We start from the raw sequence: 23,122 nt of genomic DNA, 5'->3' as shown, positions 1-23,122 counted from the left end.
TTTATACGCCCTGTGCGGCTCCTGCGTGCGTGAGGGTCCCCGAAACCCTCTATTCCACGGTCTTATCCGGGTCATACGATCGTTTCGTGTCGTGCCGCGTGAGGTATCCGCAGGCGCGACCTCCCTCACTCTTGTCATCTTCTCCGACCAGAAAAGGTCCGCCTTGAAGATCCGCCGCATTCTCGCGACCGCCGTGGCCGCCGCCGTGACCACGCCCGTCGTTTTCCTCTCGGCCGCTCCCGCTTTCGCGGACACGAAGCCGGCCGGGGCCCAGACGCAGGAACAGAAGCCGACGATCGAGCAGCTGAAGCTCGCGGTCGCGGCGGCCCAGAGCACGTACGACGCCGCGGTCGTCGCCCACGCGGACGCCGAGAAGGCGTTCGCCGCCCTGGCCGACGCCGGCCACCCGAACCAGACCGCCGCCGTCGAGGCGAAGACGGCCGCCGACGCCGCCGCCGCCGCGAAGAAGGCCGCCGACGAGAAGCTGGCCAAGGCCCAGGCCGACCTCGCCGCCCTGCCCGCCGACGCGGACAAGACCGCCGCCGAGCAGGCCGTCACCGACGCCCAGGCCGCCGTGACGGCCGCCGCCGCCGCGAAGACCGCCGCCGACGAGAAGCTGGCCGCGGCCTACAAGACCCGCGACGACGCGCTCATCGAGGCCGCCCGCAAGAGCGAGGCCGCCCGTAAGGCCAAGGACAAGGCCCTCAAGGAGCTCAAGGCCGCCGAGAAGGCGCTCGCCGCCGCCGAGGCGGAGGAGGGCGAGGAGCCCGGCGAGGACTGCGTCGAGGAGTCCAAGCTGACGGTCGCCCTGACCGGCCCGAAGAAGGTCGTCGCCGGGACGAGCGCCGTCTTCACGCTGAAGATCAGCAACGGCACCACGAAGTCGCTGGACGAGGTCGGCGCCTACGCCGAGGCCTTCAACATGGACTCGACCGAGGAGAAGGACCTCGACAAGTACCTGGACCTGAGCTGGTCCACCGCCGCCAACCCGACCTGGCAGTCCTTCGACGACGAGACCGGCGCCGTCGCCGGCGCGGTGAAGCCCGGCGGCCACGCCGACATCAAGCTGCGCCTCACGGTCGACGCGAAGTCCCCGGCCGGCGACGGCATGCTCTTCGCCGCGGGCGGCTACGAGAACAAGAACGGCTCCTGCGGCTGGTCCAAGGAGGCCGCCGATCTGGAGTTCGACATCACCGCCGCGTCGAAGCCCGGCACCGGCACCGGCACCGGTGGCGGCAACGGCAACACCACCGAGCAGGGTGGCACCTCCACCACCCCGGTGACCGGCGGCGGCAACGGCAACACCGCCACCAACGGCTCGCTCGCCACGACCGGTTCCGACGACGCCATGCCGCAGATCGCCCTCGCGGGCGCCGCGGCCGTCGCCCTGGGCGCCGGCGCCATGTTCGTCGTCCGTCGCCGCAAGGCCGGTTCGAACGCCTGATACGCACCGAGGTAAGGGCCCGCATTTCCGTGAGGAATGCGGGCCCTTTCCCTTGTCTCCACCCGGGCGTCATCCGGCGGTTCGCGGAATGCGCTTCTCCCACGTCCGGTGGAAGAGAACGTCGTCGCCCTCCTTGCACACCACCTCGTTCGAGGTGACGAATACGTCCGCCTCGCAACTGATCTCGGAACGGGTGTCGACGGTGACGTCCCACGCCAATTCCGGCCGGTGCAGCCGGATCGCCCATTCCGATTGGGCACGGGCCGAGAGCGGACCGCTCTCGTCGATCGTGTACGTCTCCCGCGCGTCCTCACCGAATTCGAGGCCGTCCGGATAGACCCGTGTGCCGCCGTACCGGGGATCGACCTCCAGCCGCCATTCGCCCGCGGCGACGTCGCGCACCACGAGCCGTTCCGGGCGGGGCTCCTCCAGCGTCACCGGGAAGCTGACGCCCAGCGGCTCGGACTGCTCCGGCTCCTCCCACTCCACCCGGTCCCGCGTGGGGCGGCGGACCGGGAGGGTCAGGTGCGAGGAGACCGGGTCGAGGGTGAAGCCCGCCGCGTCCGGCTGGGGCCAGATCCACGGCCAGTACGTCGAGGAGACCGCGAGCCGGACCCGGTGGCCGGGCGGGAAGGCGTGGCCGATGCCGTTCAGCTCGAAGACGAGGTCCTCGCTCTCACCCGGCCGCGCCGGCACGGCCCGGTCGCGGCCGTGGCGGGCCGAGAAGTTCAGCACCCCCCGGGTGACGAGGGTCGAGGAGCCGTCCGGCGCGATGTCGCAGAGGCGGGCGATCACCTGCCCGGTGGGAGCCCCGGCGCGCAGGGAGAGGCTCACCCGCGGACGGCCCAGGATCTCCAGGGGCCCGCCGTCCTCCGGGACGGCGAAGTCGAAGCAGGCCGAGTGGGCGTCCTCGTCGCGCTGGTCGGGCGGCAGGTCGGCGTCGTTGCCGAAGGGGAAGAAGCGCCCGGCGTCCAGTCCGGTCTGCTGGGGCGAGTCGACCAGGACCGGTTCGCCCTGGAAGGCGTACGTCACGGGGGAGACGTGCGGAGAGGGCCAGGCGGGGTCGGCGACCCAGCGACCCGGCAGCTCGGCGTACACGGTGGCCGGCGGGTGCGACGCGCTGATCCAGGAGCGCAGCAGCGGCTCGGCCATCACGCCGTTGTCCGCGTCCTTCAGATGGTGGTCCCACCAGCGGAGGGTCTCCTGGAGGAAGCCGATCGCCGGGCCCGGCGGCAGGCCGCGGTCCGGGTACTGGTGCGACCACGGCCCGATGATCCCGCGGACCCGGTCCGCGGGGAGGTGCTCGACGAGCCGGAGGACGGTGTCCCGGTACGGGTCGTGCCAGCCGCCCACGGCCAGGACGGCGGAGCGGATGCTCTCGTAGTCCTCGCAGACGCTGCCGTGCCGCCAGTAGTCGTCGCGGGTCTGGTGGGCCAGCCACGTGTGGATCAACGGATCCACGGCCTCCAGGCGGCGCAGCCACATCTCGCGCCACTCGTCCCCCACGTACAGCGGGTCGGGCGGGCGGGAGACGAAGGCGAGCATGGTGGCCGCCCAGGCGTGCATGTCCACGGCGAGGACCGAGCCGCCCATGTAGTGGACGTCGTTGTCGTAGCGGTCGTCGGTGGAGCAGACGGTGACGATCGCCTTGAGGGGCTCCGGGGCGAGGGCGGCGATCTGGAGGGAGTTGCAGCCGCCCCAGGAGATGCCGAACATGCCGACCCGGCCCGTGCACCACTCCTGCTCGGCGAGCCAGTTCACCACCGCCACGCCGTCGGCCAGCTCCGTCGCGTCGTACTCGTCGCCGGGCAGCCCCTCGCTGTTGCCGTGCCCGCGCACGTCGACCCGTACGGAGGCGTAGCCGTGCCCGGCGTACCAGGGGTGGCGCTGCCAGTCCCGGGGCGCCGTCCAGTCGGTGAGGCGGTACGGCAGGTACTCCAGCAGGGCCGGCACGGGCTCGTCCGTCACCGGGCGCCAGACACGGGCGTAGAGCCTGGTGCCGTCCGGAAGGGGGATGCGGACGTCGTCGCGGGTGGTCTCGTACGGGAACGCGGTGCGGATGCGCATGTCTGGTCCTCAGTGGACGGGGGGCATGGTGCGGCGCGGCCGGGGAGCCGGCGCTAATGCGGCCGAGTGTCTTCGCCCGGCCAGGTGACGGCGGCCCATGACGTACGGGATCGGGCCCAAGGTCATCCCGATGGCGGCGGCGGAGAACCCCCGGTGCCGGCCCCGGTGCTCGCCGAGCCGGCCGGTGACGAGCGGCCCGGCGAAGGCGCCGATGCCGGTCGTCATGGAGTGCGGGGCGAGGCCGGCGTCCCGGCGGCCGTCGTCGGAGCCCTCCAGGCCCGAGAGGGTGACGAGACCCTTAGGTCGGCCGAAGAAGGCATGATCGTCTTCGGGCGGCCGCTCGCCGTCCGTGTCGCTGTCGATCACCGTTCCGGACAAAACGCCTACTCCTGATCGTATGAGGTGATCACGAACATACCGGGGGAGGCGGTCGGGCGCCCATGGTGATCGAAAGGCGACCGGATACGCTGACTTGAGCGAATCGAGCGACACATCGACAATCCGTGTGATCGTCGGCAGTATCAGCAGGCGTCATCAGACAGGAGACTCCCTCGTGACCGTCGTCGGGCCGTTCGGTCTTAGCGTGCGGGACCAGGCTCTTGAGGCCGATGTCCAGACCGGCTTGGCGGCCGTGGAGGCAGGTCTCCTCGACGCCACCAAGAGCGAGATCCCGTTCATCACGGAGGCCGCGCAGCATCTCGTCCTGGCCGGCGGCAAGCGCTTCCGGCCGCTGCTCGTGATGCTCGCCGCCCAGTTCGGCGACCCCTACGCGCCCGGTGTGGTGCCCTCGGCCGTCGTCGTCGAGCTCACCCATCTGGCCACGCTCTACCACGACGACGTCATGGACGAGGCGGACGTCCGGCGCGGCGTCCCGAGCGCGAACGCGCGCTGGGGCAACTCCATCGCCGTCCTCACGGGTGACTTTCTCTTCGCCCGCGCCTCGCACACCCTGGCGGACCTCGGGCCCGAGGCCGTGCGCATCCAGTCGGAGGCCTTCGAACGCCTGGTCACCGGCCAGATCCTGGAGACCGCCGGCCCGCAGGGCGACCGCGACCCGATCGAGCACTACCTCGACGTCCTCGGCGGCAAGACCGGCTCGCTGGTCGCCGTTTCGTGCCGCTTCGGCGCGATGATGGCCGGCGCCGACGAGAGCGTCGTGCGCATCCTCACCCAGTACGGCGAGCGGCTCGGCGTCGCCTTCCAGCTCGCCGACGACGTCCTCGACATCGCCTCCGACTCGCACGAGTCCGGCAAGACCCCGGGGACCGACCTGCGCGAGGGCATCCCCACGCTCCCCGTCCTGCGGCTGCGGGCCGCCGCGGCGGCGCACGGGCGCCCCGAGGACGTGGAGCTGGTCGAGCTCATCGACAGCGACCTCACCGACGACGCGCGCCACGCGGAGGCCCTGCGCCGGCTGCGCGCCCATCCCGCCCTGGAGCAGGCCCGCCGGGACACCGTGCGCTACGCCCAGGAAGCCCGGGACATGCTGGCGCCGCTGCCCGACGGGTACGCCAAGGCGGCTCTGCGGGAGCTGTGCGACGCGGTGGTCCACCGCGCGGGCTGAGTCCGGTGCTGCACCGCGCGGGCCGGGCCTGGTGATCCACCGCGCGGGCTAGCTCGACTCAGGGTTCCGTCATCCCGTAGCAGTAGGCGAGGTTGAGCCCGGAGTCTGACGATTCCGTACCGCCGATTTGGTCAGATGGATGTCATCGACCACGGAGGTAGGCAGACCATGGCACCGAACGACAGCACTGAGACCACCGGACGCACGAGCCGCAAGCTGAGCCGTTACGTCGTCCCGGTCGCGGTGGCCGGGGTGGCCGCCGCGACCATAGGACTGGTCCCGGCCCTGGCCGCCTCGGGCGACCCCGAGCTGCCGGAGATCACGGCCCAGCAGCTGATCGAGAAGATCGCGGCGTCGGAGACGCAGACGCTGTCCGGCACGTTCAAGGTGAGCACCGACCTGGGCCTGCCGTCGGTGGCCGGCCTGGCCGGCTCCCTCGGCGGCGGCTCGGGCTCCGCCTCGGCGGACCCGCAGGAGAAGCTGACGCAGCTCGTCTCGGGCACGCACACGCTGCGCGTGGCCGCCGACGGCCCGGACCGGCAGAAGCTGACGATCCTGGACGGCTCGGACGAGTACAGCCTGATCCACAACGGCTCCGACGTGTGGGGCTACGACAGCAAGTCGAACGAGGTGTTCCACGAGAAGGCGGACGGGGCCGGGAAGGCGCCGGAGAAGGAGCTTCCGGCCACGCCGAAGGAGCTCGCCGACGAGATCCTGAAGGCCGCGGACGGCACCACGTCGATCACGGTGGGCGGCACGGCGAAGGTGGCCGGCCGGGACGCGTACCAGCTGGTCGTCAAGCCGAAGCAGAGCGGCTCGACGGTCGAGTCGGTGAAGGTCGCGGTGGACGCGCAGAACGGCACCCCGCTGAAGTTCACCCTCACCTCGGTCGACGGCGGCAAGCCGGTCGTCGACGCGGGCTTCACGAAGGTCGACTTCGGCAGGCCGGCGGCGTCCACGTTCGACTTCACGGTGCCGAAGGGCGCCAAGGTGACGGAGGGCGGCGCGGAGCACGAGAAGGCCCCGGAGGACTTCGGCAAGGAGTTCGGGGAGCGGTTCGGCGGTCTCGGGGACCTCGGTGGCGGCGAGGGGCCGAACGTCATCGGCGAAGGCTGGACGTCGATCGCGGCCTTCGACACCGGCGCCGCCGCCCCGAAGACGGACGAGGCCCCGAAGGAGGTCCAGGGCTTCCTGGACGCGCTCGGGGACAAGGTCACCGGGAAGTTCGGCTCGGGCACGGTCTTCAAGACGAAGCTCGTCAACGCCCTGATGACGGACGACGGCAAGGTGTACGTCGGTGCGGTCACCAAGGACGCGCTGGTGGACGCGGCGAACGCCGCGAAGTGACACGCGGTGGGACCCCGGGCGGGTCGGGGGCGGTGGTCACCGGCCCACCCGGGAGTTCTGCCGCTCCGCGGCCTACGGGAACGTGAGCTTGAAGCCGCTGATGTATCCGGTGTCCTGGGCCGCCTTGTCCTGGACGCGGAGCTTCCAGGCGCCGTTGGCGACCTCGGTGGAGGCGTTCACGGTGTAGGCCTGGACGAGGTTGTCGGCGCTGCCGCCGGAGCGGTTGTGCAGGTTGTAGACCGAGCCGTCGGGCGCGACGAGGTCCACGACGAGGTCACCGCGGTAGGTGTGGACGATGTTCACGTCCACCTTGAGGGTGGCCGGGGCGTTGCCGGTGACGCCGGTGACGTCGACCGTGGAGGTCACCGCGGCGCCGTTGTCCGGGATCGAGACGTCGGCGGTGTTCTCGAAGACCTTGCCGGGCGGGGTGGTCGTACCGGCCGACAGGGTCCAGATCGCGTGGGCGACGGCGTCGCTGTTGCGGTCCAGGGCCGTGTCGTTGATGTTCGCGGTCGTGTCGCAGGAGGAGTGGTAGCAGCGGTCGAAGGCCGTGGCCGTGCCGCCCCACTTCTGGACCTGGGCACTGGTCTTCACCCGGCTCGCACCGGTGAACAGGCCGCCGACGGGTATGCCGACGTTCTTGAACGAGGCGTGGTCGGAGCGGCCGTCGCCTTCGGTCTCGATCTCGGTGGGGACGCCTATACCGGCGAAGTAGCTCTTGAACGTCTGCTCGATGGTCGGGTCGTCGTCGTAGACGAAGTAGCCGGGGTTCGGCGAGCCGATCATGTCGAAGTTCAGGTAGCCGCTGACCTTCGCCCGCTCGGTGGTGGGAAGGTTGGCGACGTAGTACTTCGACCCGACGAGCCCGAGCTCCTCGGCGCCCCACCAGCCGAAGCGCAGGTGCTTCGTGGGCTGGAGGCCGGCCCGGGAGACGGCGAGCGCGGTCTCCAGGACCGCGGCGGAGCCGGAGCCGTTGTCGTTGATGCCGGCGCCGGAGCTGACCGAGTCGAGGTGGGCGCCGGCCATGAGGACCTGGTTCGGGTCGCCGCCGGGCCAGTCGGCTATCAGGTTGTAGCCGGTGGCGCCGCTGGTCGTGAACTGCTGGACGGTCGTGGTGTATCCGGCCGCGTCGAGCTTGGCCTTCACGAAGTCGATGGACGCCTTGTAGCCGGTCCGTCCGTGGGCGCGGTTGCCGCCGTTGGCGTTGGCGATCGACTGGAGGTCGGTGAGGTGCTGCTTGACGTTCGCCAACGGGATGTCGGGAGCGGCGAGCGCGGCACCGGGCGCCGCGGACGCCGTGGTCCCGGCGAGCCCGCCGAGGGCCATCGCGGCGACGACGGCGAGCGTGGCGGTACGTCTGGGAACGGAGAACTTCATGTGGGGGCTCCGGATTCCGAACGGGGATGGGACGGAACGTGCGAGACGCCCCGCGGCATGGGTGCCACGAGGCGCTGGAGCTGTGCATGGTGCGTTTGTGCGTCGTACGGATGTGCGTGCTGAATGTTCAGTGAGAGTTTGACTTCTCGTCAAGAGCGGAAACCGGTCACCCCTGTTCGCTCATCGGACGGCCCGTCGGGGCTTCCCGCGGACGGCTCGTCGCGCCGGGGCGACGGCGGGCAGGGCCGCCGTGACGGACCGGCGCGGTAAGGCGCCGGCTTCCAGGGCGACGTCCGAAAGACGCCAGCGCGGGGCGGGGCGGGACGTGAGGCTGGGATCATGACCGCCCACCGCGCACGCGCCATCGAACCCGCCGCCCTCGCCGAGCTTCGCGTCACCGACGACGCGGGCCGCCCCTGTGCCCCGTACGTCGACGAGGAGGGCGGCGACCCCCTGCGCTGCTGTCTGCGGGCGATCCGCCCCGGCGAGCGGGTGGCCCTCGTCTCCTACGCGCCGCTGCGCCGCTGGGCCGCAGCGAACGGTGTGGACCCGGGGGCGTACGACGAGCAGGGGCCGGTCTTCGTCCACGCCGGGGAGTGCGCGGGTGGTGAGGGCGGCGCGGGTGGCGAGGGCCTGGCGGACGCGGGGTCACCCGTCGACGGATCGTCCGTCCTCGCGGGGTCCCCGGCCCTCGCCGGGTCGTATCCCTTCGCCCGGCCCGGGGCCTCGCGGGTGCTGCGCCGTTACGGAGCCGACGGCCGGATCCTCGGCGGCCGCCTCCTGGAGATACCGGAGGCGGCGACCGAGGCCTTCGACCAGGCGCTCACGGAGGCGTTCGCCGATCCGGACGTGGCCCTGGTGCACGTCAGGGCTGTCGAGTACGGCTGCTTCCACTTCGAGGTGCGCAGAGGGGAGTAAGCGGCGGCAGGGCTACTGGACGCAGAACTCGTTCCCCTCGGGGTCCGTCATCACCACCCACGTACCGCCCTGTTCCGCCACCCGGCGCTGGACCGAGGCCCCCAGCGCCTCCAGGCGGGTGACCTCGGCGTCGCGGGCGTCCGGGCCCGGGTGGAGGTCGAGGTGGAGCCGGTTCTTGACCGTCTTCTCCTCCGGGACCCGCTGGAAGAGGATGCGGCGGCCGAGACCGGCGTCCGACCTCTCGTCGCGGGGGTCGTCCGGATGCCGGACACCGGCCAGATCGCGCCACGCGAGACGGCCGGAGACCGTTTGGGTCGCCTCGGCCGGCGCGGCGCCGATCTCCAGGAGCTGGGCGATGAACGCGCTGTGGTCCTCCTCCTCGTAGCCGAGGGCGGCGGCCCAGAACGCCGCCTGTGCGTGCGGGTCGGTGCAGTCGAGCACGAGCTTCCAGTGGATCGGAGTCATGTGACCAGTCGTACTGGCTCCGCGGCGCGGGGCGCGACAGGCATGACGACGGGACACCCTGACGAGGCAGGGCGTCGCCGGAACCGCGCGGGCGCACCCCCGCGGCGCCGCCGGCGGCTTCTCGCTCGGACTCGTCATCGGCGGCCTGCTCACCCAGCTATGGCGCTGGGTCTTCTTCGCACCGGTGCTGCTCGCCGGGGCGATCCTGCTCGCCGCGTGGCGTCTGGTGCCGGCCGAGGAGCGCCCGGCGCGCCGGCCCGGAGGCTTCGACGTCGGGGGCGCGCTCGCGGCCGCCGGAGCGATGCTGCTGGCGGCGTACGGGATCGTCCGGCTGGAGCACGGGCTCGACGGCTGGGCGCTCACGGCGGTCGTCGCGGGGCTCGTCCTCGCCGGGGTGTTCGTCGCGGTGGAACGGCGGGCGTGTTGCTGACCGGGCTCGCCCTCGCGTACGGGCCGCTGACCATCGCCGCGACCGACGGTGTCGCGGAGGAGGAGCAAGGGCTCGCCGGCGGACTGCTCACGACGGCGACGCGGTTCGGATCGGCCGCCGGCATCTCGGCGGTGACCGCGGTGTACGGGATCACGGGCGGCGGCCTCGACGGCTTCCGGGCGGCGCTGCTGGTGCCGGTCGCGATGGTGGCGCTCGGCGCCCCTGATCACCGCTGCCGGACTGCGCCCGCGGACCCGCCCGACGCCCGGCTCACCTGTCCCGGACCGGGTGCCCGAGGTGACGGTGTCCTGGGGACGACAAGGAAGGGCGTGCTCCTCTCGAGCCGGCCGCGTTCGACCGCTGCGCCGTGTCGGGAAACCGCACACGGCGCAGCGGACCGGGACGCGGCCCTTCGTCGGCCCGCACCGGCCCGCACTCGCTCCCACGGAGGCCCGCCGTCGGCTTTCCCGAGGCGCCGACCAGCGATTTCCGTTCTCCGTCAGCTTGTTGCAGCGCCTCCTGCAGCAAGCTGACACGGTTTTCCATGGAGAGGCCCCCACCCCGCTGGCATTGTCTTTCTCAGCGGAAACGCAGAGGGAACACGGAAACGGAACCCAGGGGGAAACAGTGCGGAACCGATTCACTTCGACAGCGGTTTGTCTGGCTCTGACGATCGCCGGTTTCACGGCGGCGGCGGGCAACGCGGCCGCCGCCGAGCAGGGTGACCCGCGGAGCGCCGACCGGGCCTCGGCCCCGTACGCCGGTCAGGACGGCGACCAGGACGGCGGCCGGCAGTGGCCGGCGACCGTACCGCCCGAGGTCGGCGAGCTGATCTGCGAGATCCAGGCGGACCTGCAGAACCTGCCGTACCTGGCGCACCTGCCGAACGGGCCGCACCCGATCGGGATCCCGCACTGCAAGCCCGTCAACGGCTGGCAGTAGTTCCCGCCCCTTTCTCCGACCGCTGATTCGAAGGGCGAGAGCAGAGATGGTCATGACAAGTCAGCTCCCACGTGCCACGGAATACCGGGGTAGTACGGAAAACATCCTCGAAGTGGCCGACCTACGGGTCAGATACGCCGACATCGAGGCGGTGGCGGGGATTTCCTTCTCCGTCGCCCCGGGCGAGATCTTCGGACTCCTCGGCCGCAACGGAGCCGGCAAGACCAGCACCATCTCGGCCATCGCGGGACTGCGCCGGCCCGACGCGGGATCGATCCGCGTCCTCGGCGAGGACGCGCTCGCCCGGACCGACGTGCTGCGCGCCTCCCTCGCCCTCCAGCCCCAGCAGGCCAGCCTCTTCCCGAGGCTGAAGGTGCGGGAGACCCTGGAGACCTGGGCCGCGCTGTATCCGGCGCCCCGCGACGTGGACGCGCTGCTCGACGAGATCGGCCTGGCCGAGAAGGCCGGGGCGCGCGCCGCCCGGCTCTCCGGCGGTCAGCAGCAGAGGCTGCTGCTCGCCACGGCGCTGGTCGGTGACACCCCCGTGGTGGTCCTCGACGAGCCCACCACCGGACTCGACCCGCACGCCCGGCACGCCGTCTGGGACCTCATCCGCAGGGCCCAGGCCGGCGGCACCACCTTCCTGCTCACCACCCACGCCATGGCCGAGGCCGAGGAGATGTGCGACCGCCTCGCCGTCATGCACGAAGGACGGATGGTGGCGGCCGGCTCCCCGACGGAGCTGATCGCCCGGCACGCCCCCGGGGGTGTCGTGTCCGTACGGACCGGACGGGCCGACCTCGCCGACCGGGTGCGCGCACGCTTCGGCGACGCCATGACGGCCGTCGAGGCGACCGGCCGCTCGGGCCGGATGCGGTTCGAGGCGACGGCGGACGACCCGCACGCCGCCGCCGCGTGGATCACCGGGCTCGACCCCACGGCCGACGTCCGGCCACGCCCCGCGACCTTGGAGGACGTGTTCCTCCGTCTCACCGGAACCTCGCCGGAACCGGGACCGGAACAGGAGGAGAAGCGATGACCCCCATCGGCCTCAGCGCACCACCCGTGTCGACGACGCGCCAATGGAAGGCGCTCTCCCGGGCCATGACCCGACAGCTCCTGCGCGATCCCGCGGCACTCTTCTTCAGCGTGGTCTTCCCGCTCCTGATGGCGGTGTTCTTCGTCGTCCTCATGCAACTCACCTGGGTACGGGGTCCCTTCGACCTCGCCGTCGTCGGCCCCGCCACCCAGGCGACCGCCCTCCAGGACGCCCTAGGCGGGGGCAGTACCGCCGTCGCCGTCCCCGAGGCCGGCCCGCAGCCCGGCAAGGCGGCGGTGATCGTCCCCGACGCGGCGTCCCGCACCCTGCGGATGGCCGTCGACCCGGAGCAGCCGTCGGTGGTCGCGGCGGTCCGCGCCGCACTGGACGGCACCGGCTGGCAGGGCTGGGAGGTGACGGCCGTCGGCAGCGACGGGTCCGCGCTCTTCGACCCCATGGCCTTCGTGATCCCCGGTGTCCTCGCCTTCGCGCTGCTCTCGCTCGCCCTGACCGGCACCGCCTCCGCCCTCGTGGCGATGCGGGCCAGCGGCACCCTGCGGCTGCTGTCCACGACACCGGCCCGGCGGCCCGCCGTCCTGCTCTCGCTGCTCCCGGGCCGCGGTCTGCTGGCCCTCGCGGTACTCGCCCTGATGGGAACGGGCGCCGTCGCCGGCGGACTGCTGGAACCCGCCTCGATGCTGAGGCTGCTGCTGACCACGGCCATCGGACTGGTGATGCTGCTCGCCCTGGGCTACCTACTCGGCGGACTGCTCTCCTCACCCGAGGTGACCAACGCGATCTCGGGGCTGCTGACACCGGTCCTGCTGATGAGCACCGGACTGCTCTTCCCCCTCGAACTCCTCCCCGACTCGGTGGCCGGTCCCCTCTCCTGGACCCCGCTGGCGATGTTCGGAGACGCCCTCCGCCACGACGTGGTCGGCGGGATCACCCGCCACGCCCTGTGGCTCGACTGGACAGTGATGGCGGCGACGGCCGCGGGGCTCACGGCCCTCGCGGCACGGACGTTCCGCTGGGACACGGAGCGTGGATGATGACGCCGTACACACCGACCAAGACCCCTGCCGAGACCGTCACCACGGCGGACGTCAGACCCACGGCCACGACCGGCGGCGGCCTCGACGCGGCGGCCGGCACCCCGGACGGAACCACGGACGCCGGCACGGCCGGCACCACGCTCACCGCCCGCCCTGACCGAGGCGCCGCCACCGGCCCGGAACACCCCCCGATACCCGACTCGCTCCTCCGGATCGGCCGACTGGCCTCCTCGTACGGGCTGGTGAACCGCGTCACGCGGCTCCCCGTCGCCGAGGGCGAACCCGACTTCCCGATCTTCACGGCCTCGCTCGGCAACCCCGGCGAAGTGCTCAGCGAACAGACCGGCTGGGAGCACAACCCCAGCTCGGGCAATTTCGACGGCGCCGGCGGCGACCTCGACCCGGAGCGCGCCGCGCACCTCGCGGTCGCCGAATCGCTGGAACGGTACTCCTCCTGCGCCCGGGACCCCGAGCAGATCGTCTGGGCGACCGCCGCCGAACTCGGCGAGGACGCCATCCCCAGCGACCGCTGGCCCCGGTGCTCCCCGGCCGAACTGGCCGACCCCCGCAGCGGCCTCGTCCCCACCGACCCGGACGGGCCGATGCGCTGGGTACGCGGCTGGTCCTTCACCCGCAACCGCCCGGTCTACGTCCCGGCGATGCAGGTCTGGCTGAAGAACCCGGTGGAATCGATCGCCGAGCGCTACGTCCACCCGGTCTCGACCGGCTGCGCCGCGCACTCCGACCCGGCCGCCGCCGTCGTCAACGGCATCCTGGAGATCGTCGAACGCGACGCCATCGCACTGACCTGGCTCCAGCGGCTGCGACTGCCCCGGCTGGAGTTCGACCCGGCCGAACTGGCACCGGAGTACCGGGCCTTCGTGGAGCGGGGCAGCAGCGAACGGCTGCGGACCCGGCTCTACGACGCGACCACCGACCTCGGCATCCCGGTGATCTACGGGGTGCAGCTCGCCGACGACGACCGCGTCATCGCCCAGCTCGTCGCGGCGACGGCGGAACTCGACCCCGGCAAGGGGATCGCCAAGCTCTACCGCGAGGCGTCCTCCCTGCGGATCGCGCTGCGCCACATGGCGCGGGCCGCCGAGAAGGACGCGGCCACCACCGCCCCGGCGGCGGAGGAGGACATCGTCAGCGTCGTCGACGGCGCCCTGCTGTCCGGCCCGCTGTCCCAGCGGCACCGCTTCGACTTCCTGCTGGAGGGCGAACGCCCCGTGCACGGACTGCGCGACCTTCCCCGGGCACCGTCCGAGGAACCGCTGCCGGCCCTGGCCTGGCTGCTGGAGCGGCTGCACGCCGCGGGCTGCGAGGTCGTCGCCGTCGACCTCACCACCGACGAGGCCGAGCAGGTCGGAGCCACCGTCGTCCGGATGCTCGTCCCCCAGCTCATGCCGCTCTCCTTCGTCCACCGCGCCCGCTATCTGGCGCACCCCCGGCTCTACGCGGCGCCCGCCGCCATGGGCCACCTGGTACGCGGTGAGGCCGACATCAACCCGCACCCCCAGCCTTTCGCCTGACACCCGACCGTCCCACCCGCCGTGAACGTCCGACGAGGAGTCCGAAGATGACCGATCCGCGCCTGCTGATCCTCACCGCGGGAGCGTTCGGCGCGGCCGTCGCCGAAGGGCTGGCCGCCCGCTACCCCGGGTCGACCGTGCTCGACGTGAACCAGGGCACCCACCCCAGCCTGTGGCCCGACAGCGACCTGATCGTGCTGGCCACCGGACAGGGCCGGGAGGTGCTGGCCGACATGGTGGACGCGAGCGCCCATGCCTGGAACCGGCCCTGGTTCCCCGTCCAGGCGGGACCCCTCGATCTGCGGTGCGGACCGGTGGTCGTGCCCGGCCGCACCGCGTGCCACCGCTGCTACACCCGTCGCCGCGCCCAGCACACCGCTCCGACGACGGACCCCACCCCGGGCGGCGGGACCACCGCCCCGCCGGTCTCCGGCCACGCCCCGCACCACGTCGCCATCGCCGTGGGCCTGGCGGACCAGGCGGTCCACGAGGCCCTGGCCGCACCCGGCGACCCGGGCGCGGCGGAGGGCATCGGCGCCACCGTCCGGATCTTCGGCCTGGTGGAGGGCGCCACCTCGGGCTCGGCGGTCGTCGCCGTCGACCGGTGCGCCCGCTGCCGGCCGGCCCGCACCCCCGAGAGCCGCCTGGAGCGGTTCGCGACGATCGCGGCGGAACTCGCGGCCCTCCCGGCCCGGTGACCCCGGCCGCCGCCACCGGCCGGCCGACCCCGCCCCGCACGCCCGAGCCCGTACGACGCCTCACCCGCGCTCCGGAAGCCGTACGACACCCCGCCGGCGCTGACGAACCCGTACGCCCGTCCTACCGCGCCCACGAGCCCGTACGACACCCCGCCGGCGCCCCGCGTGCCGAGCCGGTCACCCGCGCCACGCACGCACCCCGCGCCCCGCGCACCCCGCGCACACGTCCCGAACCGGAAAGGAGGCCTCGATGCCGGACCACTCTGTGATCACCGCCGAAGCCATGGCCTCGGCCGCCCTGAACGACCCGCAGTTCCACGTCCCGGCACGACCCAGGCTCCGGCGCGGACTCTCCCTGCACCACACGCCCGAAGCCCTCGTCGTCGAAGGAACCCCGAAGAAGCAGCTGCTGCGCGGCGCCGCCGCCCGGGAACTGCTGCCCCGCATGCTCCCGCTGCTCGACGGCAGCCGAGGCCACGAGGACGTGGCCGACGCCCTCGGCATCCCCGCCGGCACCGTCTTCAAGGCCCTCTCACTGCTGTGGACCTGCGGCCTGGTCGAGGAGGCCGCCTCCCCGGAGCGGGCCTCCAGGGCGGCGGGGGTGCCCGCCCCGCTCGCCGACTTCCTCTCCCGCATCGGCGACTCCACCGGCGCCAACCACGCCTGGGAGGAGGCCCTGGACCGGCTGGCCCGGGCCCGCGTCGAAGTCTTCGGCACCGGCCCCCTGGCCGACGCCGCCCGCCGCCACCTCGCCGGCTCGCTCGTGGAGACCACCGCCGGCACCGGCACCGAACCGGCACCCGGCACCACCCTCGTGGTCGTCGCCGGACCCGACCCGGCCTCCTCGGCGGCGCTCGCCGCCTCCTGCGCCCGGACCGGCGTCCCGCTGATCCGGCTCGCGCTCACCGGCCGCACCGCCCACCTCGGGCCGTACGTCGACCTCGCGTTCACCCCCTGTCTGGCCTGCCGCACGGCGGAGGACCCGGCGGACGACCGGGCGCCGCTGCCCGGCGACGCCGACCTGGCCGCCGCGCTCTTCGCCCGGGACCTGTTCGCGCTGCTCTCCCGGAGCACGCCCAGCCCCCTGCCGTCCCAGTGGCGCACCGTCGACCTGGCGGACCTCTCGCAGCAGCGCCGCTCGGCCGCCACCCGGCCCGGCTGCCCGCACTGCTCGGCCGCGCCCGGCGAGCCGGTCGCCCCACCGCTCGCCGCGCGCTACGAAGCGGCGATCGCCTTCCCGCCCAAGGAGTACGCCGACGGCAAGGCGCACCAGGCGCACTACAAACCCTCGAACATCGCCCTCCAGAACGACGAGAAGACCTGGCCCGTCGCGGCCTCCGTACCCCTGCCGGAGCCACCGCTCGCATCCCTGCGGTCCCCACGCCCCGCCGCCCCCGAGGACCGGCCCGGCGCGCCCGACGCCCGGACCGCCGCCCTGCTCCTCGCCGTCACCGCCGGCCGCCGGGGCGTCATGCCCGGCCGGGTGCAGCGCTGGACGGCGAGCGGCGGCAACATCGGCTCCGTCGTCGCCCACCTCGTGGTCCGTGACGTCCCCGGCCTGGAGCCCGGCGTCTACGGCTACGCGGCCTCCGAACACCGGCTGGCCAGGCTCGCGGCCGACCCCGGGGCGGTCCCCGGCGAGGCGCCCGCGACGGTCGTCCTCACCGGCGACTTCACCAAGGTCGCCAAGAAGTACTCCGCGTTTGCCCTGCGGATCGTCCTGCTGGACGCCGGCTGCGCCACCGCCACGCTGCGCGCCGCCGCGACCGCGCTGGGCCTGCCGTTCGCGGTCCGCACCCGCTGGGACGACCTCGCGGTGGCCGCGGCCCTGGGGATCGACCCCGACCTGGAACCGATCACCACCCTCGTCGACCTGGGAGGAGCCCCGTGAGCGCCCCGCACGAACTGGCCATGGACATGCTGGTGTCCTTCCGCGAGCAGCGCGGCGCCGGCGCCACGGCCCTCGCCGAACGCCCCTCGCCGGCCCCGGCCGTACCGAACCCGGCCCCGGCCGTACCGAACCCGGCCCCGCCCGTACCGGCCCCCGCCGCCCTCGGACCGACCGTCACGGTCGACCCGTACACGCCCCGGACGGCTCCCCTCGACCTGCTGACCACCCTCGAACACCGGCGCTCGCTGCGCGGCTTCTCCCCGGAGCCGCTGCCCGCCGGACTGCTGGCCGGCATCATGACCCGCGCCCTGGACCTGGACGCGGACCCGGCACCGGGCCCGGGCCTGGACGCGGCCGGCGAGGAGGACGGGGCCGACGCGGACTGTCCGCTCGAACTCACCGTCGTCGCCCACCGGCTGACCGGGGTCGCCCCCGCCGTCCACCGCTTCGACCCGGCGGCGCGTTCCTTCACCCCGGTCATGGAGCTGCCCACCGGAGCGGCCCGCTACGGCCTGACGCTGCAACCGGAGTTCTCCGACGCCGCCGCGATCATCTCCGTCGGGGTGCCCCTGGACGCCGCGGTCCGGCGCCACGGCGGCCACGGCTACCGGCTGCTGCTCACCCGTGCCGGAGCCGCCGCGTACGCGATGTGGCTGGACGGCGTCGCCCACGGCCTCGTCGGCAGCGTCTTCGCCGGCTTCATCCCGGCCGCCGTCCGCGGACCGCTGCTCAGCGACGGAACGACCCGCCAGCAGATCTTCGCGCTGGCCCTGGGCCTGCCGCCGGCCCCCTGAGACTTCCCGCCCCCACCGGGAGCGGGAGCCCGTGAACCACCCCACGACACCTGAGGAGGTGCCTCGCATGGAGGACATCGAGCTGTACGCCGTCGACGCCGAGGAACTGGCGATCGAGGAGCTGCCCGAGGGCAACGCCCTCGCGAGCTGGGCGTCCGCCGGATCCGCCTCGACCGCGTCCTGCCCGGCGACGTCCGCGTCGTCCGTCAGCAGCGCTTCCACCTACGGGTGATCCGCCCGCCCCGGCCGGCCCGCCCGGCCGCCCGCACCACACCCCGGAAGGAGGTGAACACCATGGAGAACAACCTCGAGCTCTACGTCATCGACGGTGACGAGCTGGCGATCGAGGAGCTTCCGGAGGGCAACGCCCTCGGCTGCTTCTTCTGCGCCGGATCCGCTTCGACCGCGTCCTGCCCCGGCACGTCCGCGGCCACCGCGTCGTCCGCGTCGACCATCGGCTGACCCCCGGTCACCGCGGAGAACCCCACCCCACAGGAAGGAATCCCTCGCATGCAGGACTTCGACGACCTCGAACTGGACCTGTCCGCCGACGAGCTGGCCTCGGACGCGCTCGGTCTGGAGCCCCTGAAGGAGGGCGTCGCCCTCGGCACCTGGGCGACCGCCGGCACCGCCTCGACGGCCTCGTGCCCGACGAGCACCGCCTCCTCGTCCGCGAGCGCCTCCAGCTTCGGCTAGAGCGCCCGCTCCACCACCTTCACCCCAACCGCCTGCACGCCAGGCACTCGAAAGGAAGTGAACCGCATGAACGAGAACCTCGACAACGAGCTCGAGCTGTGGTCGGAGTCCCTCGACCTGGAGGTCCTCCAGGACGCGGTGAGCCCCGGCTTCACCACCGCCTTCTGCGGCGCCTGCGCCGGCTCCGCCAGCTGCCCCGTCGGCTGCGTCGGCTCCATGAGCAGCGTCTCCAGCCAGGGCGGCTGATCAACCGAGTCGGATCCTGGGCTCCGGGGTGGTCCTAGTACCCCGGGGCCCAGGGCCCCTCGGTCACCAGTCCGGTTCGCTTTGCCCGAACCGGACCGCACCACACCAGATTAGAGCCAGGCGGCCCGGCACGGTAGCGGGCCCGGCCGCCGCAGCGGAGGGAGGAACCGCGCCGTGGATGTGTGCACTGCACCCAAACTCCGGGAGGATCTGGAGATCATTAGGGGGATGGACGATCACCCCCTGGTGTTCGACCCGCAGGGCGGGACCTATCACCGGCTGACCAAGTCGGCGGCGGCCCTGCTCCGCCAGTTCGACGGAACGCACTCGCTGGACGAGCTGTCGGCCCTGATGGCCGAGCGCCGGGGGGTCCCCGCCGCCGGCGTGCGCGGCGAACTGGACACCTTCGTCGGGGAACTGACCCGCAGCGGCCTGCTCGTCGGCACCGAACCGGAGCAGGCGCCCAAGAAGCGCGCCGGCGGCCGTTTCGGCACCACCATGCTCATGCCCCGCTTCGTCGTCACCCGCTCGCTGCCCACGGTCCTGGAGCCCGCGGCCCGGCTGCTGCGCCTGGTGCCCGCCTGGCTGTCGGTCGGCGTCTTCGCCGGCGGCGGCCTCCTCGGCATCCTGCTCGGCCTCTACACGGTCCTGACCTCCGCCCCGCCGGCCGAGGAACTGCTCGGCGCCGGAACCCTCGTCGCGATCGGCCTGATGCTCTTCCAGATCCTCGTGCACGAGAGCGCCCACGCCATGGTGTGCCAGGTGCTCAAGGTGCCCGTACGCGGCCTCGGAGTGGCGCTGCTCTTCTACTTCATGCCCCTCGCCTACGTCGACCGCACCGACGCCTATCGCGTCCGCTCCCGCGGCGGCCGCGTCCTGCTCGCCGTCGCCGGACCGCTCAGCGACGGCTGGTTCACCGGCGCCGCCGCCCTGCTCGTGCTCACCACGGACGGGCCGGTCGCCCAGGTGGCCGGGGCGCTGCTCCTCTTCCAGATGCTCAACCTGGTCACCAACATCAACCCGATGCTGCCGAGCGACGGTTACGCGGCTCTGGAAGCCGGCTTCGGGCTCGTCGACGCGCGGGGCCGCGCCTTCGCCCTGCTGAAGCACCGTCTGCTGGGCCGCCCGCTGCCGAGCTTCCTGGAGCGGATGCCGGCGCGCAGCCGCCGGCTGCACGTCACGTACGGCATCGTGTGCAGCGTCTACACCGTGGCGCTCGGCTACTTCGTCGTCCAGTCGCTGATCTGGTCGTTCGCCCTGGTCGGACGGTCGATGCCGTGACCGCCCCCGAGATCTCCGGACCGCTGCTCACCCGGGTGGGAGGCCTGCCCACCGAGGCCCTGGACCTCACCGGTCCCGCCACCCGGCGGGCGATCACCGAGGCCGCGGACGCCCACGCCGCACTGGAGCGCCGACGGGCCGCCCTGGAGGACGTCTGCTTCCCGCTGGTGCCCCTCCTGGACGACGAGGTGCCGCTGCGCCGCCAGGTGCTGGCCGCCAAAAGGGCCGTGCACCGGCTGCGGGCCCTGCCCTGGGGCGACGAACTGCCGCCCCGCGTCGCCGAACTGGCGGGCCCCGCGGGGGCCGCGGCCTTCACCGGCTGGCAGGCGGCCGTCCGGCTGCGCGACGAGACCGTCCGACGGCTCGACGCCCTGCTGGCCGAGGACCGCGCGGCGGCCCCGGCCGCGCTCGCCGGCCACCTCGACGACCCGGGGTTCGCCCGGGCCGCGGCGCTGGCCGCCCCGGACTGGCTGCGCCACGGCCGCCCGCGCCGCCGCCCCGCCGAGACCCGCAACCTGCGCACCCTCTACTCCTACGTGACCCGGGCCGCCGTGAAGACCAGCCCGTTCTCCACGCTGACCACCGTCGGCACGGCCGGCTCGCACGGTGCCATCGGGACGGCCGCCGCCCCCGCCGCCCACAGCTACGCCGCCACCGCCCTCGCCCAGCTCGCCCTGCGCTGCCTGGCCCGTGAGGCCGGCACCGCCGGTCTGCTGCGCTACCGGCTCGCGCCCGTCCGGCCCGGCGGCCCCGACGCCCCGGGCGGCCTCGTCCTGCTCCCCGAACCCGTCGCCGACGGCGGCCTGGCCTGGCGGCTCGACCGGGTGGTGGAGGCCGATCACGCGGCGCCCTGGCTCACCGGCTTCGCACCCGACGCCGAACACGCTCTGGACGCCCTGCTGTCCGGGCTCGGCGGCCCCGACCCCTTCCGCCGCTTCCGGCGCCTCCTCGACACCGGGCTGATCACGCCCGTACCGCCCTGGCGGCGTGACGGCGATCCGGTGGCCGCCGTGGCGGAGCTGCTCGCGGACCATCCAGGCGACGGGATCGCCGCCGAGGTGCGGGAGCTGCGGGACTCCGCCGCCGCCCTCGCCACCGCCGACGAGGGCGCGCGCACCGAGACGCTCACCCGGGCCCGCCACACCGCCCGGCGCTGGGCCCGGCGGGCCGGCCTCGACCGCTTCGACTCCGGGGAGGTGCTGTACGAGGACGTCGCCAGCGACCTCGTCCTGCCCGATGTCCTCGACGTGCCGGAGGTCCGTGCCGATCTGGCCGAACTGGGCCGCCGCATGCGCCCGTTCCTCTTCCGCTCGCACCTCTACGACGTGCTCGTGGACCGCTTCACCGCCGAGTACGGTCCGGGCGGGACCTGCTCCGACGTGCTGGGGTTCCTGATGCGCGTCGCCGTCGACGGCGACTCCCAGCCCGACCTCGACCAGGCGTCCGTCGCCGACCGCGCCGAGCGGGAGACCGCGGGGGAGCGGGCCTGGCTGCCGGTCGGACCGAGCAGCGCGCCGCCCGCCGCGGCCGTGTTGTTCCAGCTCGCCGCCACCGGGGAGCGGGCCGTGCGCGACGGCGACTACCGGCTGGTCGTCAACCAGTTCAATCCGGGCACGGGTGGGCTCGTGACCCGCTTCGGGCCGCTCCTCGGCGAAGGCTTCCGCGACCGGCTGCGCGACCACGTCCGCGCCTGCTGGCCCGACCGGACCTGCCGGGAACTCGTCCTGTGGACGGAGATCAACACCGCCCAGTCGCGGTCCGCCGGCCTGCTGCCGCCCCTGCTGCTGCCCGGTGAGACCCCGGCGGCCGACGGACTGGCCCTGGCCGACACCGTCCTCACGCACGACCCCGGCCAGGGCACCCTCGCCCTGCGGGACCGCACGGGCGCCCCGGTCGGCCTCGCCTACCTCGGGCTGGTCCCCCCGCACCTCTTCCCGCCGTTCGCCCGGCTGCTCGCCGTGCTCGCGGACCCGTGGGTCAACGGATCACCGCACTCGGACTACGTCCTGCCGTTCGGGCTCCAGGAGCAGCGCCGCGACGAGGTCGTGCCGACGGCGCGCACCACCTTCGGCCGGGTCACCGCGTCCCGCGCCTCGTGGGTCGTCCCGGCCGCCGAGCTGCCGGTGCCCAGGCCCGGTGAGAGCGACGCGGAGACCGCGCTGCGCGCCGAGGAGTTCCGACGGGCGCACGGGATACCGGAGGAGGTCTTCTGCCACCGGCTGACCGGCTTCGGGCCGGGCGAGCACGACACGGACCGCAAGCCCCTGTGGGTCTCGCTGGCCTCCCCGCTCTCGCTGGCCGTGCTGGCCCAGTGGGCGGGCCCGGCCACCGGCCATCTGCGGCTGGTCGAAGCGCTGCCGGGCAGGTCCGCGCATCCGCTGCGGGACGCGGCGGGCGGCACGCGGGCCGCCGAGCACATCTCGCTGCTGCGCTGGCGGCGGCCGGAGGAGGAGGTATGAGCGTGACGGTTCCCGAGCGGGACTGGTGGTACGTACGGGTGTATCCGGGCGGCCCCAGGCTCATGGACGCGGCGGTCCGCACCCTCGTGCCGTGGCTCGCCGAGCGGGCCGGGCGGCTGGACAGCGAGGAATGGTTCTTCCTCAGGTACTGGGACGCCACCGGCCACCACCTCCGGCTGCGGCTCCGGGCCGGGGCCGACGCGGTGGACGCGCTGGACGGCGCCGCCCGCGAGGAGCTCACCGGCCTCCTCGACACGCTGGAGGAGCGACCCGGGGACGCGGTCGGCCTGCTGCCCGGCGCGCTGCCGCCCGGCTCGCCGGCCCGCGGTGTCACCCCCGCGCTCTACGCACCCGAGCTCGGCAAGTACGGCGGACAGGACGGCGTGGCCCTGGCCGAGCGCGTCTTCCACCTGGACAGCGCGTTCTGCGCCGGACTCGACCTCGCCGCGCTGCCCCGGCGGTACGAACGGGCCGCCCACGCGGTCTACTTCGCCCGCGCGCTCGTCGCCCGGGTGCTGACCGAGGAGGAGCGGGACGTCTTCTGGGTCCGCCACCGCACCCGGTGGGGCTGGCAGCTGCGCATGGCCGCCGGTGGCGAGCAGCTCCGGCCCCTGCTCGGCGGCGTCGCGGCCGGCGTACGGGCCCAGGGCGTGCCCGCGCCCGGCGTGCGCGAGCGGGTCGACGCGCACGCCGACGCGCTGGCCGACCTCGTCCTGCGGGCACCCGGCTCCCGGGACCACCAGCTGCTCCACCACCTGCACATGGTGATGAACCGGCTGGGTTTCCCGCCGGGTGAGGAAGCGGCACTCGGGATGCTGGCAGGGCAGACTGCCAGGAAACCGGCGTCCGTTGCCGGCCCGGTGCCCGTATGAGA

At 73.5% G+C, this 23,122-nt stretch carries 22 protein-coding genes and 1 pseudogene; 19 read left to right on the top strand and 4 right to left on the bottom strand.

What is annotated here, in order from left to right:
* Positions 1-91 precede the first annotated feature (91 nt).
* A complete protein-coding gene (locus tag ACZ68P_RS16700; protein ID WP_471006685.1) occupies positions 92-1,444 on the top strand; it encodes an LPXTG cell wall anchor domain-containing protein in 1,353 nt (450 codons plus the stop codon).
* A 69-nt stretch (positions 1,445-1,513) separates the two neighbouring features.
* Here the strand turns inward: ACZ68P_RS16700 and ACZ68P_RS16695 are convergent, their stop codons facing one another.
* Both ACZ68P_RS16695 and ACZ68P_RS16690 read right to left on the bottom strand, forming a co-directional pair.
* On the bottom strand, positions 1,514-3,511 hold the full coding sequence (locus tag ACZ68P_RS16695; RefSeq protein WP_471006683.1) for a CocE/NonD family hydrolase: 1,998 nt from the start codon (positions 3,509-3,511) through the stop codon (positions 1,514-1,516).
* 9 nt (positions 3,512-3,520) lie between these two features.
* A complete protein-coding gene (locus ACZ68P_RS16690; protein WP_471006680.1) occupies positions 3,521-3,889 on the bottom strand; it encodes a hypothetical protein in 369 nt (122 codons plus the stop codon).
* Between the two features lie 175 nt (positions 3,890-4,064).
* On the opposite strand from ACZ68P_RS16690, the gene ACZ68P_RS16685 reads away from it, so the two are divergent.
* Both ACZ68P_RS16685 and ACZ68P_RS16680 read left to right on the top strand, forming a co-directional pair.
* Positions 4,065-5,075, top strand: coding sequence for a polyprenyl synthetase family protein (locus tag ACZ68P_RS16685; RefSeq protein WP_365715494.1), 1,011 nt, complete (start codon positions 4,065-4,067; stop codon positions 5,073-5,075).
* Positions 5,076-5,243: 168 nt separating this feature from the next.
* Positions 5,244-6,422 carry a LolA family protein gene (locus ACZ68P_RS16680; protein ID WP_471006679.1) on the top strand — a complete coding sequence of 393 codons (1,179 nt, stop codon included), beginning with the start codon at positions 5,244-5,246 and terminating at the stop codon, positions 6,420-6,422.
* Positions 6,423-6,494: 72 nt separating this feature from the next.
* Here ACZ68P_RS16680 and ACZ68P_RS16675 read toward each other — a convergent pair whose 3' ends face one another.
* Positions 6,495-7,799: a M28 family metallopeptidase gene (locus ACZ68P_RS16675; RefSeq protein ID WP_471006678.1), complete on the bottom strand. Its 1,305-nt coding sequence runs from the start codon at positions 7,797-7,799 to the stop codon at positions 6,495-6,497.
* Positions 7,800-8,138: 339 nt separating this feature from the next.
* Between ACZ68P_RS16675 and ACZ68P_RS16670 the strand changes: the two genes are divergently transcribed.
* Positions 8,139-8,717 carry a DUF1203 domain-containing protein gene (locus ACZ68P_RS16670; RefSeq protein ID WP_471006676.1) on the top strand — a complete coding sequence of 193 codons (579 nt, stop codon included), beginning with the start codon at positions 8,139-8,141 and terminating at the stop codon, positions 8,715-8,717.
* Between the two features lie 12 nt (positions 8,718-8,729).
* Here the strand turns inward: ACZ68P_RS16670 and ACZ68P_RS16665 are convergent, their stop codons facing one another.
* Entirely contained in the window at positions 8,730-9,182 is a 453-nt protein-coding gene (locus ACZ68P_RS16665; RefSeq protein ID WP_471006674.1) for a VOC family protein, read from the bottom strand.
* 106 nt (positions 9,183-9,288) lie between these two features.
* On the opposite strand from ACZ68P_RS16665, the pseudogene ACZ68P_RS16660 reads away from it, so the two are divergent.
* The 15 genes and pseudogenes from ACZ68P_RS16660 to ACZ68P_RS16590 form a co-directional block, all read left to right on the top strand.
* A pseudogene (locus tag ACZ68P_RS16660) lies at positions 9,289-9,830 on the top strand (MFS transporter); the annotation flags it as partial.
* Positions 9,831-10,239: 409 nt separating this feature from the next.
* On the top strand, positions 10,240-10,554 hold the full coding sequence (locus ACZ68P_RS16655; RefSeq protein WP_471006672.1) for a hypothetical protein: 315 nt from the start codon (positions 10,240-10,242) through the stop codon (positions 10,552-10,554).
* Between the two features lie 112 nt (positions 10,555-10,666).
* Positions 10,667-11,593 (top strand): ABC transporter ATP-binding protein, encoded by a 927-nt coding sequence (locus ACZ68P_RS16650; RefSeq protein WP_471006671.1) that lies wholly within the window; start codon positions 10,667-10,669, stop codon positions 11,591-11,593.
* Positions 11,590-12,645 carry an ABC transporter permease gene (locus ACZ68P_RS16645; protein ID WP_471006668.1) on the top strand — a complete coding sequence of 352 codons (1,056 nt, stop codon included), beginning with the start codon at positions 11,590-11,592 and terminating at the stop codon, positions 12,643-12,645. Before ACZ68P_RS16650 ends, ACZ68P_RS16645 begins: the two co-directional genes overlap by 4 nt.
* On the top strand, positions 12,642-14,183 hold the full coding sequence (locus ACZ68P_RS16640) for a YcaO-like family protein (RefSeq protein ID WP_471006666.1): 1,542 nt from the start codon (positions 12,642-12,644) through the stop codon (positions 14,181-14,183). The genes ACZ68P_RS16645 and ACZ68P_RS16640 overlap by 4 nt, the downstream gene beginning before the upstream one ends.
* Positions 14,184-14,230: 47 nt before the next feature.
* Positions 14,231-14,881 carry a TOMM precursor leader peptide-binding protein gene (locus ACZ68P_RS16635; RefSeq protein ID WP_471006663.1) on the top strand — a complete coding sequence of 217 codons (651 nt, stop codon included), beginning with the start codon at positions 14,231-14,233 and terminating at the stop codon, positions 14,879-14,881.
* 250 nt (positions 14,882-15,131) lie between these two features.
* A complete protein-coding gene (locus ACZ68P_RS16630; RefSeq protein WP_471006660.1) occupies positions 15,132-16,772 on the top strand; it encodes a nitroreductase family protein in 1,641 nt (546 codons plus the stop codon).
* A complete protein-coding gene (locus ACZ68P_RS16625) occupies positions 16,769-17,566 on the top strand; it encodes a nitroreductase family protein (protein ID WP_471006658.1) in 798 nt (265 codons plus the stop codon). Before ACZ68P_RS16630 ends, ACZ68P_RS16625 begins: the two co-directional genes overlap by 4 nt.
* Positions 17,567-17,633: 67 nt before the next feature.
* The gene (locus tag ACZ68P_RS16620) at positions 17,634-17,798 is read left to right on the top strand and encodes a thiocillin family RiPP (protein ID WP_107105427.1); all 165 of its coding nucleotides are present in this window, start codon (positions 17,634-17,636) and stop codon (positions 17,796-17,798) included.
* A gap of 62 nt (positions 17,799-17,860) precedes the next feature.
* Positions 17,861-18,028 carry a thiocillin family RiPP gene (locus ACZ68P_RS16615; RefSeq protein WP_141302866.1) on the top strand — a complete coding sequence of 56 codons (168 nt, stop codon included), beginning with the start codon at positions 17,861-17,863 and terminating at the stop codon, positions 18,026-18,028.
* 48 nt (positions 18,029-18,076) lie between these two features.
* Positions 18,077-18,262: a thiocillin family RiPP gene (locus ACZ68P_RS16610; RefSeq protein WP_260615470.1), complete on the top strand. Its 186-nt coding sequence runs from the start codon at positions 18,077-18,079 to the stop codon at positions 18,260-18,262.
* A 66-nt stretch (positions 18,263-18,328) separates the two neighbouring features.
* A complete protein-coding gene (locus ACZ68P_RS16605; RefSeq protein WP_055642953.1) occupies positions 18,329-18,508 on the top strand; it encodes a thiocillin family RiPP in 180 nt (59 codons plus the stop codon).
* Positions 18,509-18,736: 228 nt separating this feature from the next.
* Positions 18,737-19,789, top strand: coding sequence for a PqqD family peptide modification chaperone (locus ACZ68P_RS16600; RefSeq protein WP_471006653.1), 1,053 nt, complete (start codon positions 18,737-18,739; stop codon positions 19,787-19,789).
* Entirely contained in the window at positions 19,786-22,248 is a 2,463-nt protein-coding gene (locus tag ACZ68P_RS16595) for a hypothetical protein (RefSeq protein ID WP_471006651.1), read from the top strand. Before ACZ68P_RS16600 ends, ACZ68P_RS16595 begins: the two co-directional genes overlap by 4 nt.
* The gene (locus ACZ68P_RS16590) at positions 22,245-23,120 is read left to right on the top strand and encodes a lantibiotic dehydratase C-terminal domain-containing protein (protein WP_471006649.1); all 876 of its coding nucleotides are present in this window, start codon (positions 22,245-22,247) and stop codon (positions 23,118-23,120) included. The genes ACZ68P_RS16595 and ACZ68P_RS16590 overlap by 4 nt, the downstream gene beginning before the upstream one ends.
* Positions 23,121-23,122: the final 2 nt, after the last annotated feature.

The sequence above is a fragment of the Streptomyces sp. NPDC036822 genome, assembly GCF_055609145.1.
Note: the sequence above shows the minus strand (reverse complement) of the source record. Positions and strands in the feature narration are given on the sequence as shown.

Excerpts from the sequence above, each read along its gene's own strand:
- ACZ68P_RS16695 (WP_471006683.1), bottom strand. The coding sequence starts at position 3,511 with ATGCGCATCCGCACCGCGTTCCCGTACGAGACCACCCGCGACGACGTC.
- ACZ68P_RS16680 (WP_471006679.1), top strand. The coding sequence starts at position 5,244 with ATGGCACCGAACGACAGCACTGAGACCACCGGACGCACGAGCCGCAAG.
- ACZ68P_RS16675 (WP_471006678.1), bottom strand. The coding sequence starts at position 7,799 with ATGAAGTTCTCCGTTCCCAGACGTACCGCCACGCTCGCCGTCGTCGCC.
- ACZ68P_RS16670 (WP_471006676.1), top strand. The coding sequence starts at position 8,139 with ATGACCGCCCACCGCGCACGCGCCATCGAACCCGCCGCCCTCGCCGAG.
- ACZ68P_RS16665 (WP_471006674.1), bottom strand. The coding sequence starts at position 9,182 with ATGACTCCGATCCACTGGAAGCTCGTGCTCGACTGCACCGACCCGCAC.
- ACZ68P_RS16645 (WP_471006668.1), top strand. The coding sequence starts at position 11,590 with ATGACCCCCATCGGCCTCAGCGCACCACCCGTGTCGACGACGCGCCAA.
- ACZ68P_RS16640 (WP_471006666.1), top strand. The coding sequence starts at position 12,642 with ATGATGACGCCGTACACACCGACCAAGACCCCTGCCGAGACCGTCACC.
- ACZ68P_RS16635 (WP_471006663.1), top strand. The coding sequence starts at position 14,231 with ATGACCGATCCGCGCCTGCTGATCCTCACCGCGGGAGCGTTCGGCGCG.
- ACZ68P_RS16630 (WP_471006660.1), top strand. The coding sequence starts at position 15,132 with ATGCCGGACCACTCTGTGATCACCGCCGAAGCCATGGCCTCGGCCGCC.
- ACZ68P_RS16620 (WP_107105427.1), top strand. The coding sequence starts at position 17,634 with ATGGAGGACATCGAGCTGTACGCCGTCGACGCCGAGGAACTGGCGATC.
- ACZ68P_RS16615 (WP_141302866.1), top strand. The coding sequence starts at position 17,861 with ATGGAGAACAACCTCGAGCTCTACGTCATCGACGGTGACGAGCTGGCG.
- ACZ68P_RS16610 (WP_260615470.1), top strand. The coding sequence starts at position 18,077 with ATGCAGGACTTCGACGACCTCGAACTGGACCTGTCCGCCGACGAGCTG.
- ACZ68P_RS16605 (WP_055642953.1), top strand. The coding sequence starts at position 18,329 with ATGAACGAGAACCTCGACAACGAGCTCGAGCTGTGGTCGGAGTCCCTC.
- ACZ68P_RS16600 (WP_471006653.1), top strand. The coding sequence starts at position 18,737 with ATGGACGATCACCCCCTGGTGTTCGACCCGCAGGGCGGGACCTATCAC.
- ACZ68P_RS16590 (WP_471006649.1), top strand. The coding sequence starts at position 22,245 with ATGAGCGTGACGGTTCCCGAGCGGGACTGGTGGTACGTACGGGTGTAT.